Consider the following 18,956-nt stretch of genomic DNA (forward strand, 5'->3'; position numbering starts at 1 on the left):
CCTTCCTTACGTCACTTGGCGGCAGCGGCCGGAGCGTCCTCGCCGAGCAGCTTGCCGTCGGAGGTCTCGAACTGCTTCTTGAAGTCCGCGATCGCGTCGGCCACGGCCGTCAGCGTGTCGTCGGACATCTTGCCGCCCTCCTTGATGGAGGTCATGAGGCCCTGCTCCTTGCGGTGCAGGTACTCAAGCAGCTCCTTCTCGAAGCGGCGGATGTCGGCGACCGGCACCTCGTCCATCCGGCCGGTGGTGCCGGCCCAGACGGAGACGACCTGGTCCTCGGTGGCCATCGGCTGGTACTGGTCCTGCTTCAGCAGCTCGACCATGCGCTGACCGCGCTCCAGCTGGGCCTTGGACGCGGCGTCCAGGTCGGAACCGAAGGCGGCGAACGCCTCCAGCTCACGGAACTGGGCGAGGTCCACGCGGAGCCGGCCGGAGACCTGCTTCATCGCCTTGTGCTGGGCGGAGCCACCGACGCGGGACACCGAGATGCCGACGTTCAGGGCCGGCCGCTGACCGGCGTTGAACAGGTCGGACTCCAGGAAGCACTGGCCGTCGGTGATGGAGATGACGTTGGTCGGGATGAACGCCGACACGTCGTTGGCCTTGGTCTCGACGATCGGCAGACCGGTCATCGAGCCGGCGCCCATGTCGTCGGAGAGCTTGGCGCAGCGCTCCAGCAGCCGGGAGTGCAGGTAGAAGACGTCACCCGGGTAGGCCTCACGGCCCGGCGGGCGGCGCAGCAGCAGGGACACGGCACGGTAGGCGTCGGCCTGCTTCGAGAGGTCGTCGAAGATGATCAGGACGTGCTTGCCCTGGTACATCCACTGCTGACCGATGGCCGAGCCGGTGTAGGGCGCCAGGTACTTGAAGCCGGCCGGGTCGGACGCCGGGGCGGCGACGATCGTCGTGTACTCCAGCGCGCCGTTCTCCTCCAGCGCGCGGCGGACCGACGCGATGGTGGAGCCCTTCTGACCGATGGCGACGTAGATGCAGCGGACCTGCTTGTTCGGGTCGCCGGTACGCCAGTTGTCGCGCTGGTTGATGATCGTGTCGACGGCCAGGGCGGTCTTGCCGGTCTGACGGTCACCGATGATCAGCTGGCGCTGGCCGCGGCCGATCGGGGTCATCGCGTCGACGGCCTTGTAGCCCGTCTCCATCGGCTCGTGCACCGACTTGCGCTGCATGACCGTGGGGGCCTGCAGTTCGAGGGCACGGCGGCTGTCGGTCTCGATCTCGCCGAGACCGTCGATCGGGTTGCCGAGCGGGTCGACGACGCGGCCGAGGTAGCCCTCGCCGACCGCGACGGAGAGGACCTCACCGGTGCGCTGCACCGGCTGACCCTCCTCGATGCCGCTGAACTCACCGAGGACGATGGCACCGATCTCGCGCTCTTCCAGGTTCAGCGCGAGGCCGAGGGTGCCGTCCTCGAACTTCAGCAGTTCGTTGGCCATGGCCGAGGGCAGGCCCTCGACCTTCGCGATGCCGTCGCCGGCAAGGGTGACCGTACCGACCTCCTCGCGCGAGGCCGCGTCCGGCTTGTACGACTGGACGAAGTTCTCCAGCGCGTCCCGGATCTCCTCCGGCCGGATCGTGAGCTCCGCCATCTGGGTTCCCTGCTCTCCTTGTTGGGCCCGAAGTTTCACTTGGGGGGATGGGGACTCCCCCCATCTGGAGGTGAATCCTCTGCACGGCCCAACCAGGGCCGCCATCAGTACGTACTGCTTGTTGAGTTGCTGCTAGCCCGCCATGCGGCGGGCGGCGTCCTCCAGCCGGTCCGCGATCGAGCCGTTGATGACCTCGTCGCCGACCTGCACCCGGATACCACCGACGACCGCCGGATCCACATCGAGGTTGAGATGCATCGTGCGGCCGTAGAGCTTCGCCAGGGCGGCGCCCAGGCGCCGCTTCTGTGTGTCGCTCAGCGGTACCGCCGAAGTGACGACGGCGACCGTGCGGTCCCGTCGCTCGGCGGCAAGCTTGGACAGGGATTCGATTCCCGCTTCCAGGCTACGTCCCCGCGGCGCGGTCACAAGGCGCGTCACCAGGCGCTCGGTGGTCGCGTCGGCCCGGCCCCCGAGCAGCCGGTGCAGCAGCTCGGTCTTGGCCGTGGCGCCGGCGCCACGGTTGGTGAGCGCGGCGCGCAGCTCGGTGCTGGAGGAGATGATCCGGCCGAACCGGAACAGCTCGTCCTCCACGCTGTCGAGCCGGCCCACCCGCTGCGCGGCCGTGAGGTCGGCCACATCGGCCAGTACCTCCAGCGCGTCCACCAGGTCGCGCGGCTGCGACCAGCGGGAGCGGACCATACCGGACACCAGGTCCGTGGCCGGGCCGCTGATCTGGCCGCCGACCAGGCGCCGGACCAGCTCGGCCTTGGCCTCGCCGGGCTGCGCCGGGTCGGTGAGGACCCGACGCAGCGACACCTCGCGGTCGAGCAGCGCGGTGACGGCCGCCAGCTCGTCGGCGAGCCGCGCCGCGTCCACGGACGTGGCGTCCGTCAGCGCGTCGAGACGCTCACGTGCGGCTGTCAGTGCCTCGCGGCTCGCTCCGTTCATCGCGCCGCCTCGGCCTTCTCGTCGAGCTCGTCGAGGAAGCGGTCGATCACGCGGCTCTGCCGGGCGTGGTCGTCAAGGGACTCGCCGACCAGCTTGCCGGCCAGTTCGGTGGCGAGCTTGCCGACGTCCTGGCGCAGCGCGGCCGAGGCGGCCTTGCGGTCGGCCTCGATCTGGGTGTGACCGGCGGCGACGATCTCCTCACGCTGCCGCTGGCCCTCGGCGCGCATCTCGGCGATGAGCGCGGCGCCCTGCTCCTGGGCCTCCTGGCGCAGCCGCGCGGCCTCGTGCCGGGCCTCGGCGAGCTGGGCCTTGTACTGCTCAAGGACGCTCTGGGCTTCGGTCTGCGCGGCCTCGGCCTTCTCGATACCGCCCTCGATGGCCTCGCGGCGCTGCTCCAGAACCTTGTTGATGTTCGGAAGGAGCTTCCAGGCGAGGAAGCCGAAGACGATGACGAAGGCGATCAGGCCGATGACAAGCTCGGGAATCGGCGGAACGAGAGGATTTTCCTTCTCGGCCGCCAGAATGAGCAGCTGGCTCATGTCAGTGCCTTTCGTCTAGTCGGCTGGTCGTGGATCGTCAGATCACTGGCCGTAGACGAACGGCATGACCAGACCGATCAGGGCGAGCGCCTCACAGAAGGCGAAGCCGAGGATCTGGTTGGCGCGGATGAGGCCGGCCGCCTCGGGCTGACGGGCCAGGGCCTGGGTGCCGTTACCGAAGATGATGCCGACGCCGACGCCGGGGCCGATGGCAGCAAGGCCGTAACCGATGGAGCCGAGCGAGCCGGAAACAGCGGCAAGGGTCTGGGACATGCCAGTTCTTCCTTCTTCTTTACGGACCGGTGGGGGTTGGCCACCGGACGACTTGAGGGTCGGGGTGCGGGGTGCTCAGTGGTGCTCGGCGAGCGCGCCCTGGATGTAGGTGCACGTCAGCAGCACGAAGACGTACGCCTGCAGTGCCTGGATGAAGAGCTCGAAGGCCGTCATCACGATGGTCATGATGAAGCTGACGCCCGCGTAGGCGATGCCGATGCCGTTCAGCAGGTACCAGCTGGCGATCGTGAAGAGCAGCAGCAGGGTGTGGCCCGCGAACATGTTCGCGAAGAGCCGGACCGCGTGGGTGAAGGGCCGCACCAACAGGTTCGAGAAGAACTCGATGACCATGGCGAGCGGCAGCACCGGGCCCAGCGACTTGTCGTAGCCCGTGACGTTCTTGAAGAAGCCGACGAAGCCGTGCCGCTTGAAGGTCAGCGACACCCACAGGACGTAGACGATCAGGGCCAGCACCATCGGGTAGGCGATGATCGACGTCACCGGGAACTGGGCGACCGGGATGATCGACCAGAGGTTCATCATCCAGATGAAGAAGAACAGCGAGACGATCAGCGGGACGTACTTCTCGCCCTCCTTCTTGCCGATCGTCTCGTACACGACGCCGCGCCGGATGAAGTCGTAGCCGGTCTCGGCCACCATCTGGAGCTTGCCGGGCACGACCTTCGGCTTACGGAAGGCGGCCCAGAAGAACCCGACGATGATGATCGAGCCGAGCAGGGCCAGCAGCATCGGCTTGTTGAAGTACTGGTTGCTGTCCGCATTGCCCCAGAGGGGCTCGAACAGGAACGAGTGCAGGCCCGGAGCGGGGAAGCCACAGCCGTCAAAGATGTGGCAGTCGGTCTCGAAGGCGAGCACCTGCGTCGGGTCAGCACTCACCGCGGGCTCCTTCTGCGTGGCGCATGGGTACGGCAACCTCGTTGTGTCGGCGCGGCGCACGGCCGCGGTTCGGCACTGGACTGGTGTTACGGATGTGGGGGCGGCTGGGGAACATCTCGCCTCGCAATTGAGCAGGCGTCAGCTCAGATGCCCGCGCCCGCGATGCCGCAGTTGGCACCGGACGATAGCAGCATCTCTCATGCGCCTTTATCCCGGCCCTACCTCTCACGACGAGTGCCCGGACTTCTCGGACCTGTCGCCGCTCGCAGGGGCGGCCGAACCGGGTTCGACGTAGAGGATCTTGGACTTCATGTGCGCACGCGTCTGGGCCGCGATCCAGGTGAGGGTGGCGAGGACGAGTGTGAGCGCGAAGGCCCGGGGGTTGAACAGCGTGGTGTTCTTGAACGCCGCGACGAACACGAACAGCAGCAGGATCTGCGCCGCGTAGAGCATCAGGCCCATGGCCTGGAACAGGTGCGGAAGCGATGCGGCGGTGCGCTGCAGGGCGTAGAGGCCGAGCCCCATGAACAGGATCACCACCAGCGTCGCGACGACGGCCCCGATGGCTCCCTTGCCGCCCGCGACCACCGCGCTGACGACGGCGGCGAGCGCGCCGGCGGCAGCCGTGGGCACGGCGGCCTGGACCAGGGTCCGGACGTCATTGGACGGCATGGCGGCAACTCCGCTTTTCACAGGGGGCGAGGGGTGTCGTCATGGACGAGCGTAGCCCCGGGCCGAGTGGGCGAGACCTCACGCCGATGGGCTGTGGCACTGCGGCCCGTCGGCTGCGTCCGGGGTTCTCGTGAACCGTATCACAAACTATTTGATGAGGTCTTTACCTGGTACGTGTGCTCGCTGTCACACATGAGGGTGACAGTGCGCGTCTGTGCAAAAACCCCGCCCAGTTGTCTGGTATTGGGGCTTTTGCTCCCCCACGGCTTGGCAATGCTCTCGTCAGATTCTTACCTTGGGCGTCAGCGGGACGTACCCGCGTTACGCCCGTCCAGAAGGCGCGAACGAGGGCCGATGGCGCTCGCCCCATTGACCCCGGCGGTGACCGGAGTGCGCTGTTCGTCCTCAACCGGCGCCGCCTCGGGGCAGGTTGCCACGGCCGCCGGCACCCGCCGGCGCCGGTAGCGCGGCGGCACGAAGTGCTCGGCCCAGCGCGGGGCGCGGGGCGTGAACCGCGGCAGCAGGAGCAGCACCAGGCCGATCGCGCTGAGGAGGACCACACCGAGCACGATCCACATCGACGCGGAGTTCACGGAGTAGGCCAGCGCCCCGAAGGCGATCAGCGCCGACCAGAAGTACATGATCAGCACCGCCCTGCTGTGCGAGTGGCCGATCTCCAGGAGCCGGTGGTGCAGATGCCCGCGGTCGGCGGCGAACGGCGACTGACCGCGCCATGTGCGGCGCACGATCGCCAGCACCAGGTCGGCGGCCGGCACCGCGATGATCGTCAGCGGCAGCAGCAGCGGAATGTAGACGGGCACCGTCTGGTGCACCGCCGCCTTCTCCGAACCGGCGTACAGGTTCAGCGCGTCCGGGTCGACCTGGCCGGTGATCGAGATCGCGCCGGCGGCCAGCACCAGGCCGATCAGCATCGAGCCGGAGTCGCCCATGAAGATCCGCGCGGGGTGCATGTTGTGCGGCAGGAAGCCCAGGCACATGCCCATCAGGATCGCCGCGAACAGCGTGGCCGGGGCTGCGGCCTCGATGCCGTACGAGTACCAGATCCGGTAGGCGTACAGGAAGAACGCCGCGGCGGCGATGCACACCATGCCGGAGGCGAGGCCGTCCAGACCGTCCACGAAGTTCACCGCGTTGATCGTGATGACGACCAGCGCCACCGTCAGCAACGTGCCCTGCCACGGGGTCAGCGCCACATTGCCGACACCGGGGATGGGCAGCCACAGGATGGTCAGACCCTGCATGACCATCACGCCCGCCGCGATCATCTGCCCGCCCAGCTTGATCAGGGCGTCGATCTCGAACTTGTCGTCCAGGACACCGATCAGCCAGATCAGCGCGGCCCCGGACAGCAGCGCCCGCGGCTCGTTGGACTTGGTGAAGACCTCGTTGAGGTTGGTCAGATGGTCGGCCGCCAGCAGGCCCGCGCACAGGCCGAAGAACATCGCGATCCCGCCGAGCCGCGGAGTGGGCTCCCGGTGCACATCACGCGCCCGGATCTCCGGCATCGCCCCGGCCACGATCGCGAACTTCCGTACCGGCCCTGTCAGCAGATACGTCACCGCGGCCGTGATGCAGAGCGTCAGCAGGTATTCACGCACAGGCTTCCCCACAGGTCTCGCTGGCCATCACAGCCCCACACCCTAGCGAGGGACGCATATGTATGGGGACTTCCGGGTAGCGACGATGGTTGCACGCGTGGCTGTGCGACAGATACACGACCTGTCGGCTACCCGCATTCAGCCGGGATACGGCGGAAATCCAGCGGCCAGCTCGCGCGCCTCGGCACGGGCCCCGACCGGGTCGGCCTCGCCGCGCAGCACCCCCGCGAGCAGCGCCCCGATCCGGTCCAGCTCCGCCTCCCCCATGCCCTGCGTGGTCAGCGCGGCCGTGCCCAGCCGCAGCCCGCGCGCCTCCCCGTGGGGCAGCGCACAGCAGTCGAGGACCAGCCCGGCGGCGGCGAGCCGGCCCCGCGCCGCCTTCCCGTCGACGCCGAGCGGCGCCGGATCGGCGGTGATCAGATGGGTGTCCGTGCCGCCGGTGGTCACCGCCAGCCCCTCGGCGGCCAGCCGGGCCGCCAGCACCCGCGCGTTGGCCACCACCTGCCGGGCGTACGCGGCGAACGCCGGGCGCGCCGCCTCACCGAAGGCCACGGCCTTCGCGGCGACGGCGTTCATCTGGGCCCCGGCCTGCGTGAACGGGAACACGGCCCGGTCGACCCGCTCGGCCAGTTCGGCCCCGCACAGGATCATCCCGCCGCGCGGCCCGCGCAGCACCTTGTGCGTGGTGGCGCACACGATGTCGGCGTACGGCACCGGGCTGGGCGCCACTCCCCCGGCGACCAGCCCGATCGGATGGGCGGCGTCCGCGATGAGGTACGCGCCGACCTCGTCGGCCACTTCCCGGAAGAACGCGTAGTCCAGGTGCCGCGGATAGGCGATCGACCCGCACACGATCGCCTTGGGCCGGTGCGAGCGGGCCAGCGCCCGCACCTGGTCCCGGTCGATGAGCCCGGTCTCCGCGTCCACCCCGTAGCCCACGAAGTCGAACCAGCGGCCGGAGAAGTTGGCCGGCGAGCCGTGGGTGAGATGGCCGCCGTAGGACAGCCCGAGGGCGAGGACGGTGTCGCCCGGCCGCAGCAGGGCGGCGTACGCGGCGAGCACGGCGGAAGAGCCGGAATGCGGCTGGACGTTGGCGTGCGCGGCGCCGAACAGCGCCCTGGCCCGGTCGACGGCGAGCCGCTCGGCGACGTCCGCCAGCTCACAGCCGCCGTGGTAGCGGGCGCCCGGGTAGCCCTCCGCGTACTTGTTGGCGAGCGGCGAGCCGAGCGCCGCCAGCACGGCCGGTGACGCGTAGTTCTCGGCCGCGCTCAGTTGCAGGGTGGTGGACTGCCGGGCCAGCTCGCCCAGCAGGATCTCGGCCAGCTCGGGGTCCTGCCCGCGCAGTACATCGGCCTCTACGAGGGTGTGGGTGACCGACATGACGGACTCCCGGGCGGTCGACGGTGACGTACGTCCAATGTAGGCCCGGGGCCCAAGGGGCGCTCGGCCGGCTACATCCGTGCGGGGACACCGGTGAGGGCCGTGACCACCGGGTCCAGTGCCTCGTGTATCTCGTCGCCGATGGACCGGAAGAAGGTCAGGGGCGCGCCGTACGGGTCGTAGACCTCGTCGGCCTCGGCCGTGGGCGCCAGCAGCCAGCCGCGCAGCGCCGCGGCCGCCCGGACCAGCGCGCGGGCCCGCGCGACCAGGCCGTCCTCCAGCGGCGGCAGCGTCGTCGGGTCTATCGCCCGGACCAGCCGGGTGAACTCCTTCAGCGTGAAGGTCCGCAGCCCGGCCGAATGACCCATGGAGATGACCTGGGCCCGGTGGTCGCGGGTGGCGGTCAGCACCAGGTCGGCCGTGATCACATGCTCGTCGAGGAGTTCCCGGCCGGTGAAGCCGGAGGCGTCCGCGCCGAACTCGGCCAGCACGGCCTCCGCGTTGGCCTCCATCGGCGCGCCCTCGTGACCCCAGGTGCCCGCGCTCTCCACGATCAGCCCGCCCCCCAGGATGCCGAGCCGCTCCATCACGAAATGGCGGGTCAGCCGCTCGGTGATGGGCGAGCGGCACACATTGCCGGTGCTGACGTGGAGGATGCGGAAGGTGTCGCGCGGGAATCCGAAGGTCGTCGTCTCCTCCGCGCTGCCGTCCCCGTTTCCTATGCCACGCATGGGGGTCCCCCCTGCTCGAGCGCAGCCGAGAGCTCGGGGGATGCAGGGGCCGTCAATTCGCCACCTCGAGGTCGGGTACGACCTTTCGCAGCTCGTCCGGGCCGAGCGCGCCCTCGCGCAGCAGCACCGGCACCTCGCCGGTGACGTCCACGATGGACGACGGCACATTGCCGGGGGTCGGGCCGCCGTCGAGGTAGACGGAGACGGAGTCCCCGAGCATCTGCTGGGCGGCGTCGCAGTCCTCCGGCGCCGGGTGGCCGGTGAGGTTCGCCGACGACACGGCCATCGGGCCGACCTCGGTCAGCAGCTCGATGGCGACCGGGTGCAGCGGCATGCGCACGGCGACCGTGCCCCGGGTGTCGCCGAGGTCCCACTGCAGTGACGGCTGGTGCCGGGCGACCAGGGTGAGGGCGCCCGGCCAGAACGCGTCGACCAGTTCCCAGGCCATCTCGGAGAAGTCCGTGACGAGGCCGTGCAGGGTGTTCGGGGAACCGATGAGGACGGGCGTGGGCATGTTGCGGCCGCGGCCCTTGGCCTCCAGCAGATCGGCCACGGCCTCCGCGGAGAACGCGTCGGCGCCGATGCCGTAGACGGTATCGGTCGGCAGCACCACGAGTTCGCCCCGGCGGACGGCGGACGCGGCCTCACGCAGACCCGTCGTACGGTCGGTGGCGTCATTGGTGTCGTATCGCCGTGCCATCTCTAGCGGTCTCCTTCTGTTGTCGCTCGGTTCGCCTCCGGGGTGCCCTCGGTCGGCCCGCCCGGCCCGGCCGGCACGCGCGTCGGCGTCACGGCAGGGCCCTGCGGGCGGTCGCGAACCGGGGGCGGTTGTTGAGGTCCGGGTGGTCGGCCGCGTCGGCCCAGCCCCGCGCCTCGGTGAAGATCCACGGCACCTGGCCGCCCTGGGTGTCGGCGTGCTCGATGACCACGACGCCGCCGGGCCGCAGCAGCCGGTGCGCGGTGCGCTCCAGGCCACGGATCAGGTCGAGGCCGTCCTCGCCGGAGAACAGGGCCAGCTCCGGGTCGTAGTCGCGGGCCTCGGGGGCGACGTACTCCCACTCGGTGAGCGGGATGTACGGCGGGTTGGAGATGACGAGGTCGGCCTGGCCGTCGAGGTCCCGGAAGGCGTCCAGGGCGTTGCCCTGGCGCAGATCGACCCTGGAGTCCGCCATGTTCTTGCGGGTCCACCGGAGGGCTTCCTCGGACAGCTCGACGGCGTGCACGCGCGAGCGCGGCACCTCCTGGGCGAGGGCCAGCGCGATGGCACCGGAGCCGGTGCACAGGTCGACGATGAGCGGCTCGACCACGTCCATGGCGCGCACGGCGTCTATGGCCCAGCCGACCACCGACTCGGTCTCCGGCCGCGGCACGAAGACCCCCGGCCCGACCTGCAGCTCCAGATACCGGAAATAGGCGCGCCCGGTGATGTGCTGGAGCGGTTCACGCTGCTCGCGGCGGGCGACGACCTCCCAGTAGCGGGCGTCGAAGTCGGAGTCCTTCACGGAGTGCAGCTCGCCCCGCTTCACGCCGTGCACGAACGCGGCGAGTTCCTCCGCGTCGTTGCGGGGCGAGGGCACGCCGGCGTCCGCCAGCCGCTGGGTGGCCTGCGCCACCTCCGCGAGCAGCACGCTGCGGGAGGTCGGGGGTCGCCCCCCAAAAGGTTGCTGCACGCTCGTCCTCCGGTGTTCGGTACGTCGCCCAGTCGTCCTGGGTGCCTTAGGCGGCGGCCAGCTTCGCCGCCGAGTCCGCGTCGACACAGGCCTGGATCACCGCGTCGAGTTCGCCGTCCAGGACCTGGTCCAGGTTGTACGCCTTGAAGCCGACGCGGTGGTCCGAGATGCGGTTCTCCGGGAAGTTGTACGTACGGATCTTCTCGGAGCGGTCGACGGTGCGGACCTGGCTGCGCCGGGCGTCGGCGGCTTCCCTCTCCGCCTCCTCCTGCGCCATGGCGAGCAGCCTGGAGCGCAGGATACGCAGAGCCTGCTCCTTGTTCTGCAACTGGCTCTTCTCGTTCTGGCAGGAGGCGACGACTCCGGTCGGGATGTGTGTAATGCGCACGGCGGAGTCGGTGGTGTTGACGGACTGGCCGCCCGGTCCGGAGGACCGGTAGACGTCGATACGGAGGTCGTTGGCGTTGATCTCCACGTCCACCTCCTCGGCCTCCGGGGTGACGAGGACACCGGCCGCCGAGGTGTGGATCCGGCCCTGCGACTCGGTGGCGGGCACCCGCTGCACCCGGTGCACCCCGCCCTCGTACTTCAGCCGGGCCCATACGCCCTGCCCCGGCTCGGTCTGCCCGCGGGACTTCACCGCGACCTGGACGTCCTTGTAGCCGCCCAGCTCGGACTCGGTGGAGTCGATGATCTCGGTCTTCCAGCCGACGCGCTCGGCATAGCGCAGATACATGCGCAGCAGATCGCCGGCGAACAGGGCCGACTCGTCGCCGCCCGCGCCCGCCTTGATCTCCAGGATGACGTCCTTGTCGTCGCTGGGGTCGCGCGGGATCAGCAGGACGCGCAGCTTCTCGGTGAGTTCCTCGCGCTGCTTCTCCAGCTCCTTGACCTCGGCGGCGAACTCCGGGTCGTCCGCGCCCAGTTCACGGGCCGTGTCGATGTCGTCGCCGAACTGCTTCCAGGAGCGGTAGGCGGCGACGATCGGAGTCAGCTCGGCGTAGCGCTTGTTGAGCCTGCGCGCGTTGGCCTGGTCGGCGTGCACCGACGGATCGGCGAGCTGCTTCTCCAGGTCGGCGTGCTCACCGACGAGTTCCTCGACGGCCTCGAACATCTTGGGGCTCCTGTACTGCTCGGAAGAGGGGAAGGCGGGCGACCAAAAACGCCGGTCCCGGGCGTGCCCCGGCGAGGGGCACGGCCGTGGACCGGCGCATGGGGGCTCGCTACTTCTTGGAGCCGGCGGCAGCCTTGCCGAAGCGGGCCTCGAAGCGGGCCACACGGCCACCGGTGTCGAGGATCTTCTGCTTGCCCGTGTAGAACGGGTGGCACTCGGAGCACACCTCGGCCCGGACGGTGCCGGACTCGATGGTGCTGCGGGTGGTGAACGACGCGCCACAGGTGCAGCTGACCTGCGTCTCGACGTACGCGGGGTGGATGTCGCGCTTCAAGGTGTCTCCTAGGTTTCGGGAGGGCGCCGGGTCGCGACCGCGGGGTGCGGAGGCGTGAACCGGAGCCGACGTACCAGTCTGCCAGGACTGGCGCCATCCCCCAAAACCGGGGGCACGGCGCATCTATTCCACCGGACGCCGAACGGCGTGCCACGGTCTCGCCGCGGGCGACTGCGGGTTCATGGTGGCTGCGCGCGCCCAAGGAGGTGCCACGGTCTCGCCGCGGGCGACTACGGGTTCATGGTGGCTGGGCACGCCCGAGGGGGTGCCGGCTTGGCGCCGTGGGCGGGTGCGGGTTCGATGTGGCTGGGCGCGCCGTTCCCCGCGCCCCTGGGGGGCCGGCCAGGGCGCTTCCCCGGCGGCCGGTGGGGGTGCGCCCACAGGGGTGCCGGCTTGGCGCCGTGGGCGGGTGCGGGTTTGGTGTGGCTGGGCGCGGCGTTCCCTGCGGCCCTGGACTGTCACCCGGAGCCCGTCACCGTCGGGGAGGTGCGGCGTGCTTGGTGGGGGACGGCGCGGGCGTGCACAGGTCAGTGGCCACGAGCGCCGCCTGGGTGGTCGAATCGCTTCATGCGCTCCAGTACCTGGTCCGCGCCCGGCTGCTGGATCTCGTCGACGATACGGCCGTCGGCCAGGAAGACCACGCGGTCCGCGTACGTCGCGGCGACGGGGTCATGCGTGACCATGACGATCGTCTGCCCCATGTGTCGCACCAACTGACCTAGCAGGGAAAGGACTTCGGCGCCGGAGCGGGTGTCCAGGTTCCCCGTCGGCTCGTCCGCGAAGATGATCTCGGGACGGCCCGCCAGAGCGCGGGCGCAGGCCACCCGTTGCTGCTGGCCGCCGGAGAGCTGGCCCGGACGGTGGGTGAGACGGTCCCTGAGGCCGAGGGCGGTGATGACCTGGTCCAGCCACTGTGGATCCGGACGGCGGCCGGCGATACCCAGGGGCAGGGTGATGTTCTCGGCCACGGTCAGTGTGGGCAGCAGGTGGAAAGCCTGGAAGATGAAGCCGATCCGTTCCCGGCGTAACCGGGTCAGTCGCCGGTCCGAGAGCCGGGAAAGTTCCAGGTCACCGATCCGCGCCGACCCGGAGGTGGGCGAGTCGAGCCCGGCGAGGCACTGCATCAGGGTGGACTTGCCCGATCCGGAAGGCCCCATGATCGCGGTGAACTGACCTCGGTGGAAGGCCACGGTGACCCGGTCGAGCGCGGTGACACCGCGCGCACCGTCGCCGTACACCTTGGTGAGGTCGACGGCGGAGGCGGCCGCCGGGAGACTGTGCGACTGGTACGGCGTGCCGTGGTGGAAGTGAGCCGAGGTCATGTGGCGCTCCTCGTGGGGGGTGCGGGTACGGACGGTTGCCCGACCGGCGGTGCTGCCAGACCGGTTCGGGCGGCGAGCAGCGCGAGGACGCGGGCGCTCAGGGACCGGGCGTCGTCGCCGGCTCGTCCGTAGTGCCCGGTGTTCTCCTGGTGATCGAGGAGGATGGGCGATGTGCCGCAGGTGGTCTCTTGCAGCGCGGCGCAGAGTTTCCAGGCGTGCCACGGCCGTACCCGGGCGTCGTTGCCTCCGGTGATGAAGAGCACGGCGGGGTAGGCGTCCCTGCCCCGCACATGGTGGTACGGGGAGTACGTCAGGAGGGCTCGCAGTGCCTCGGGGTCGGTGGGATCCCCGTACTCCTCACACCACAGCTTTCCGAGTCCGCCCACGTGATAGCGGGCCATGTCGGTGAGCGGGGCGGAACAGGCCACGGCCGAGAACAGCCGCGGCGCCCGTACCAGGGCGGCGGACAGAATGAGGCCGCCGTTGCTGGCGGCGAGCGCGGCGAGCTGGCCCTGGCGTGTCTCTCCCTCGGCCTGGAGCGCCCGGGCCGCAGCGCACAGGTCGTCGACGGTGTCGGACTTGCCCGGACCGCGTCCCGCCGCGGCCCAGTCGGGCCCGAACTCGCCCCCGCCCCGGGCGTGGACCCAGGCGATGCGCCCGCCGGCGGCGAGCCACCCGGCGAAGATCGGGTCCCAGGAGGGTTCGAGAGGGACACCGAAGCCGCCGTAGACCGTGACCAGTGTGGGTGCCGGTTCATGCCGGGTTCTGGTGGGAGGGTCACAGATCGTGATGGGGAAGGCGGTTCCGTCACGGCTGGTGGCCGTCATCGTGCGGAGCGTGGACCGCCGGGATGCCGTTCCGATGGGGGTCCTGGCGGTGACACGGTGACTCAGGGCACCGTACTGAGGGTCGTCGGCGAGGAACCAGAGTGAGTCACCGGGGTGTCCGTCCCGGTCGTACGAGGTCGGGCCGAGCCGCAGACGGGCGTGCCAGGTGAAGCCGAGATCCCCTGCCTCGTCGGCCTCGGTGTGCGCGGGTACGCCGGCTGCCCCGCGCACGCGTCGGACATCGAGTCGGCGCATGGTCCCGGACTGCCTCAGCACGGCGAGGTGTGGATCCGTGCGGGAGCCCAGCATCCGTAATGCCCGGATGTCCGCTGCCGGTGCGGTCTTCGGACCGGAAGGCGACGCGAGGGGGATCGGGCTCGCCACGTCTCCTCCGGCGGCGCGGGAGAGGTCCAGTACGAACAGGTCACGGTGGTCTACGACGACGTACACCTCGTCGGTTCCCAGCGCGATGGCTGTGACGCTCAGGTCTTCCAAGGGCAGTGGCTGCCAGTCGGGGGCGCCCCTGCCGGTCCACCGAGTGCACCACCAGCGAGCCGACGAGGTGCCCGGGAACCGGGTCCGGAGCAGCAGGTGCCCTTCCGCGCCCACATGCAGGGACAGTCGTACGGGTCCCGCGACCGGGAGTTGGACGGTTCGGGTGCTGCCGTCGCCGAGGTGGTGGGCTTGCAAGGCGTGTTCGGTGCGCGTACCCGAGCTGTACAGCAGCAGTCCGTCGAGGAATGCGACGGCCGGGTGCGGTGATGCGTCGGACAGCTGCCTCGGTTCCTCTCCCCGGCCGACCGGCAGAATGTGCAGACCGCCGTTCTCGTGTCCGTCGTGGTGGAGTTGCGCGGCGACCACGCGCCCTGTGGGGTCGGGCTGCCAGCCCACCAGACGGCTGACCGAAGGGTGCCCGCTCGTGTTCAACAGGACGTGAGGGCGACTGCCGACGCCGGTGGACGACAGCAACTCTCCGCCGTCTTCGGTGAGTTCGTGCCGGAAGAGCATCCCTCCGGCTTCCACCGGTGGGGCCAGCGGGCGGCCCGCCGCGGATGTTTCGACCTCGGTGAGGAAGCGTCGCCAGGCCGCTTCCGACGCGTGCTGTCGGCGGGTATGGCGGTCCAGCAGAGCCTGCTGGGCCGCCAGCCAGGAACGTGTCCGCGGGGACCCGGGGTCCTCCAGCCAACGGAACGGATCGGGGGGGCCGCCGACGCCCGTCCCCGGCACGACACGGTCGGCCACCGGCCCGGAGTCAGCCACGCCGCACCTCCATGGATTCCTCCTCGAACTCCTCGGACACCTCGCTCGTCGCCCCGTGCCGAGCCACGACGAAGCCACCGCTGACGGCGAGCAGCAACACCACTGCCGCAGCGCCCACCACCGTGGGCGTCAGGCCGAACGCATGCGAACTCGCACCGGCCAACGCCGGTCCGAAGGGGGCGACGCCCTGGGAGATGAACCCGCTGCCGCTGTGCACCCGGCCTTGGAGACGCGGCGGAGTGATACGCATCTGCGTCGAGGTGATGATCACAGTGATCACGGGACCCGCCGCAGCGGCGACGGCCAGCAGAAGTGCCGCGCCTGCTGTGCTGCGTACCGTCGCGAACCCGAGCAGCGCGGCGGCGACGACGCCGGTGGAGCAGGCGATGCCGGGACCTGCCGGCAGCCGCCGCGCCACCGGGGCTGCGGCGAAGGAGCCCGCCAGCGCCCCGGTACCAAGCGCCGCGGTCTGCACGCCGATGCTGAGGCTGCCCGCTCCGGAGCCTTCGGCGGAGGCGATGATGACGATCAGAAGGCCGTTGAACACCAGGTTGAGCACGGTCGCGTTGAGTGCGCCGTAGCGCAGGAACGGGGAACGCCACAGGAAGCGCAGTCCTTCGGCTGCGGCCTGCAGAGGAGGCTGCTCATCACTCCTCGGCCCCGCTCCCGCGGGCAGCAGGGCGGCGCAGCAGGCCGCCACCAGGTAGGTGGTGGCATCGGCGGCGAACACCCAGGCGGCATCGGCCTTGAGCAGCATGCCGCCCGCCAGGGGCCCGGCGATCATGGCCACGGCGGCCCGGCTCTGGAGCAGGGCCAGGGCCCTGGGGAGCAGTTCGGCGTCGACGAAGTTCCGTACGGCGACGTTCTCGGCGGGGGCGAGTGTGCTTCCCACCGCGCCGAGCAGGAACGCCGCGCCGAGGAGGACCCCCCAGCGCACCTCGCTCACGGCTTCCAGGGTGGCAAGCGCCCCCAGCACCAGGGCACCGACACCATTGCAGGCGAGGAGCAGGGTCCGGCGCTCGTACCGGTCGGCGAGCACGCCGGCGGGCAGCCGGGCCAGGACGATCCCGAGCGACAGCGCGGTGCTGATGAATCCGGCGAGCCGAACGTCTCCGCTGTTGTCGAAGGAGACGACGGGCAGCGCGATGACCGAGGCGCCGGTGCCCACGGCGGAGGCCGACTCGCCGAAGTACAGGAGCCAGAACCGCCTGCCGAACCCCCCTCGCGTGCGGCTCGCCGCCTTCTGCCCGTACCGCTCCTTCATGCCGCTCTCCTCGCGAACTGTTCCTGGACGCCGGACAGGGGGTGAGCGGTCATGGCCGACGGCACGGCGACCGCGAGAGCGGCGGCGATCAGCACTCCGACGGTCCACGGCATGTCGAAGCCCGGCGTCGCGCCGGCCTTGAGGACGAGGGACAGAGGAACCAGGCAGGTCACGGCCGTGACGGCGGCCAGAGCCACGCCGACCACGGTGGCTCCGGCCGCTTCGTACAGGACGCAGCGCAGCAGCTGGAATCTGCCCAGCCCCATCGCCCGCAGGTGGGAACGCTGGGCGCGGCGGTCACGCTGGGCGAGCGAGCAGGTGTTCGCCGCGGACAGCAGGGCATACCCCGCGACGACGGCCACGACCAGGCGGGAGGCCAGGTCGTCGGCGGGGTTGCGGGGGGAGAGGTCGTCCAGGTACCCGGCCCGTGAGGCGACCTTCTGGCCCGGCTCCTTCGGCCAGGCCCGGATCTGGCCCGTGAGCAGGATGCGGTCGGCGTACGGAGAAGGAGTGTGGTCGAGGGCGGTGGAACGCGGGATCACGAACTCCGGGAAGGCGAGGTCGCGTTCGTACACGGCGACCAGGGTCAGCGTCCGGTGCGAGCCGTCGGCCAGGGTGAGCCGCGCCTTATCGCCGACGCGCCAGTGATGACCGTCGGCCTGCATGGCTCCGGCCGCGAAAGCGCCTTGGCGAAGGTCCACGAGACGCCCTTCGCGTACGTCGAGGTCCACGACCTTGGCCAGGGCGGGCCCGTCCACCCCCCAAGCGCTGGTGGCCCCGGGCTGGTCGTCGAAGGAGGTCGCAGGGGCGGTGACCTCCGACGCCACCAAGGGTGTGGCCGTCCCTCCGGGGAACCGTGGAGCGGTGACGGGGAGGCGGCTGCCCGGCTCGGCGGTGACCACGGCGTCGGCGCGCAGCCCTTCCCCGGTCTGCCGCTCGACCGCCCGCCCGATGGTGGCACCCGCTCCCAGCAGGGACACGGCGACGCCGACCGCCAGCAGCACCGGCACCGCCATCGCCGTCGTACGCGCGGGAGTGGCCCGCAGCCCGGCGGCGGCGATACGGCCCACGCGGCGGTCCAGGATCCGCATGGCCCAGCAGGCCGGGACGACCAGAACGGGCACGATCCACGGGGCGAGCACGGCAAGGGTGGGGATCACCATCAGGGCCAGGCCGGGGGCGATCGCGCCCCGCACCGTCGCGGGGAGATCCATGAACGCCATGGCGGCCAGCAGGGGGGCGCACAGCGTCAGGGCCATGACGACGCCGGTGACCAGCCGTGCCCGGCTCCGGGACGACGCCACGGACAGCTCCGCGTCCTTGAGCAGGACCCCCGGGCTGACCCGGCCCGCGGCCAGCACACTGGCCAGGGCGGCCAGCAGTCCCACCCCCGCCGTGATGAGACAGACGGCAACCGCCGTCCACCACGTCTGACCGGCCGGCGGAAGCGGAGCCGCCTCGGGGAACAGCTCGCGTTCCACGAGCAGGTCCCTGCCGAGGTGGGCCAGTGGCACCATGCCCGCGGCCGCGCCCACCACGGCCGCGAGGAGGGCGAGGCTCACCACGTCCACGGCGACCGTGCGGCGCAGTCCGCCGACGGTGACCCCGAGGGCGCGCAACACGGCGAACTGGGACAGGCGTTGCCGTGTCCACAGCGAGACGGTCGAGCCGATCACGACGACCGCGCACATCAGCAGCATGGACAGCAGGAGCGACAGAAGGTTCCTGGCGTCCAGGGCGGCGTCGGCCGCCACGGAGTTGTCCGGGAAGTCCGGCAGGCCGGCGCCGATGAACAGCAGCGCGCACGCGCCCACCCCGGCCGCCGTCATCGCGCATGCCAGCGCCGCACCGGCGACTCTGCCGGGGTACGCCCGCACTTCGGAGACGAAGAGGCGACGCATGCTCGTCGTGCCGACAAGGGCATAAGGGGTGCGAGACGCCTCAGGCACGGTTCTCTGTCCTTTGCGGGGGCATAAGCTGGAAGGAGCCCGGGGAGGCCACCCTCATCGTGGCCTCCCCGAACTCGCTTCTCGGAACGAGTGGTTCTGGTCGCTGCCGTACGTCAGTGACACACGACGATGCTGACGGAGCCAACGGGAGCGTCGACGACAATCTCCTCGTCCAGCTCCTGCAGAGCCAGCACCTGCACCATGCGAACCACCTCCTCGTTCCCTCGAAGCAAGCGATCACTGTCCTACGAAGCCGTGCCTCAGTGGCAGGCGACGATGCTGACAGTACTCACGGGAGCGTCGATGACGGTCTCCTCGTCGAGCTCCTGCAGGGCCAGAACGTTCAGCATGCGAAACACCTCCCTCCTCATCTCGTCGGGCAGTTCGATGTCCGACCGCGATCGAGCGCCTGCCTCAGTGGCAGCCGCCCAGGCTGATGGTGCTGATCGGGGCGTCGACGACGGACTCCTCGTCGAGCTCCTGCAGAGCCAGAACGTTCAGCATGCGAAACACCTCCCTCCTCATCTCGTCGGGCTGGGCACCGGCGCAGTCG

Annotated in this window: 19 protein-coding genes; all 19 read right to left on the reverse strand. The window is 70.4% G+C overall.

Features of this window, described 5'->3' with window-relative positions; genetic code table 11:
• Positions 1-11: 11 nt before the first annotated feature.
• On the reverse strand, positions 12-1,604 hold the full coding sequence (gene atpA, locus ABT245_RS31105) for a F0F1 ATP synthase subunit alpha (RefSeq protein ID WP_351739910.1): 1,593 nt from the start codon (positions 1,602-1,604) through the stop codon (positions 12-14).
• Between the two features lie 132 nt (positions 1,605-1,736).
• The gene (locus ABT245_RS31110; protein ID WP_351739913.1) at positions 1,737-2,552 is read right to left on the reverse strand and encodes a F0F1 ATP synthase subunit delta; all 816 of its coding nucleotides are present in this window, start codon (positions 2,550-2,552) and stop codon (positions 1,737-1,739) included.
• Positions 2,549-3,091, reverse strand: coding sequence for a F0F1 ATP synthase subunit B (locus tag ABT245_RS31115; protein WP_351739916.1), 543 nt, complete (start codon positions 3,089-3,091; stop codon positions 2,549-2,551). Before ABT245_RS31115 ends, ABT245_RS31110 begins: the two co-directional genes overlap by 4 nt.
• 42 nt (positions 3,092-3,133) lie before the next feature.
• Positions 3,134-3,364 carry an ATP synthase F0 subunit C gene (atpE, locus tag ABT245_RS31120; RefSeq protein WP_030915976.1) on the reverse strand — a complete coding sequence of 77 codons (231 nt, stop codon included), beginning with the start codon at positions 3,362-3,364 and terminating at the stop codon, positions 3,134-3,136.
• Between the two features lie 75 nt (positions 3,365-3,439).
• Positions 3,440-4,261 carry a F0F1 ATP synthase subunit A gene (gene atpB, locus ABT245_RS31125; RefSeq protein ID WP_351739919.1) on the reverse strand — a complete coding sequence of 274 codons (822 nt, stop codon included), beginning with the start codon at positions 4,259-4,261 and terminating at the stop codon, positions 3,440-3,442.
• Between the two features lie 225 nt (positions 4,262-4,486).
• Positions 4,487-4,933 (reverse strand): Cg1360 family ATP-synthase-associated protein, encoded by a 447-nt coding sequence (locus ABT245_RS31130; RefSeq protein ID WP_351739921.1) that lies wholly within the window; start codon positions 4,931-4,933, stop codon positions 4,487-4,489.
• Positions 4,934-5,235: 302 nt separating this feature from the next.
• Entirely contained in the window at positions 5,236-6,552 is a 1,317-nt protein-coding gene (locus ABT245_RS31135) for an MraY family glycosyltransferase (RefSeq protein WP_351739923.1), read from the reverse strand.
• Between the two features lie 138 nt (positions 6,553-6,690).
• Positions 6,691-7,932 (reverse strand): serine hydroxymethyltransferase, encoded by a 1,242-nt coding sequence (gene glyA / locus ABT245_RS31140; protein WP_351739926.1) that lies wholly within the window; start codon positions 7,930-7,932, stop codon positions 6,691-6,693.
• Positions 7,933-8,003: 71 nt separating this feature from the next.
• On the reverse strand, positions 8,004-8,663 hold the full coding sequence (locus ABT245_RS31145; RefSeq protein WP_351739928.1) for an arsenate reductase/protein-tyrosine-phosphatase family protein: 660 nt from the start codon (positions 8,661-8,663) through the stop codon (positions 8,004-8,006).
• 52 nt (positions 8,664-8,715) lie between these two features.
• The gene (locus tag ABT245_RS31150; protein WP_351739930.1) at positions 8,716-9,363 is read right to left on the reverse strand and encodes an L-threonylcarbamoyladenylate synthase; all 648 of its coding nucleotides are present in this window, start codon (positions 9,361-9,363) and stop codon (positions 8,716-8,718) included.
• 88 nt (positions 9,364-9,451) lie between these two features.
• On the reverse strand, positions 9,452-10,291 hold the full coding sequence (gene prmC / locus ABT245_RS31155; RefSeq protein ID WP_351739932.1) for a peptide chain release factor N(5)-glutamine methyltransferase: 840 nt from the start codon (positions 10,289-10,291) through the stop codon (positions 9,452-9,454).
• 88 nt (positions 10,292-10,379) lie between these two features.
• Positions 10,380-11,447, reverse strand: a complete 1,068-nt coding sequence (gene prfA, locus ABT245_RS31160; RefSeq protein WP_351739935.1) for a peptide chain release factor 1 — start codon at positions 11,445-11,447, stop codon at positions 10,380-10,382.
• 109 nt (positions 11,448-11,556) lie between these two features.
• Positions 11,557-11,781: a 50S ribosomal protein L31 gene (gene rpmE / locus ABT245_RS31165; protein WP_100568051.1), complete on the reverse strand. Its 225-nt coding sequence runs from the start codon at positions 11,779-11,781 to the stop codon at positions 11,557-11,559.
• Positions 11,782-12,308: 527 nt separating this feature from the next.
• Complete coding sequence (locus ABT245_RS31170; protein ID WP_351739938.1) at positions 12,309-13,103, reverse strand: ABC transporter ATP-binding protein; 795 nt, start codon at positions 13,101-13,103, stop codon at positions 12,309-12,311.
• Positions 13,100-15,190, reverse strand: a complete 2,091-nt coding sequence (locus ABT245_RS31175; RefSeq protein ID WP_351739941.1) for a prolyl oligopeptidase family serine peptidase — start codon at positions 15,188-15,190, stop codon at positions 13,100-13,102. Before ABT245_RS31175 ends, ABT245_RS31170 begins: the two co-directional genes overlap by 4 nt.
• Positions 15,183-16,454 (reverse strand): MFS transporter, encoded by a 1,272-nt coding sequence (locus ABT245_RS31180; protein ID WP_351739943.1) that lies wholly within the window; start codon positions 16,452-16,454, stop codon positions 15,183-15,185. The genes ABT245_RS31175 and ABT245_RS31180 overlap by 8 nt, the downstream gene beginning before the upstream one ends.
• On the reverse strand, positions 16,451-18,403 hold the full coding sequence (locus tag ABT245_RS31185) for an FtsX-like permease family protein (protein WP_351739946.1): 1,953 nt from the start codon (positions 18,401-18,403) through the stop codon (positions 16,451-16,453). The genes ABT245_RS31180 and ABT245_RS31185 overlap by 4 nt, the downstream gene beginning before the upstream one ends.
• A gap of 260 nt (positions 18,404-18,663) precedes the next feature.
• Positions 18,664-18,753, reverse strand: a complete 90-nt coding sequence (locus ABT245_RS31190; protein WP_351739948.1) for a class III lanthipeptide — start codon at positions 18,751-18,753, stop codon at positions 18,664-18,666.
• Positions 18,754-18,817: 64 nt separating this feature from the next.
• Positions 18,818-18,907 carry a class III lanthipeptide gene (locus ABT245_RS31195; protein WP_351739951.1) on the reverse strand — a complete coding sequence of 30 codons (90 nt, stop codon included), beginning with the start codon at positions 18,905-18,907 and terminating at the stop codon, positions 18,818-18,820.
• Between the last annotated feature and the right edge of the window lie 49 nt (positions 18,908-18,956).

The organism is Streptomyces sp. NPDC001508, assembly GCF_040298665.1.
GTDB lineage: Bacteria > Actinomycetota > Actinomycetes > Streptomycetales > Streptomycetaceae > Streptomyces.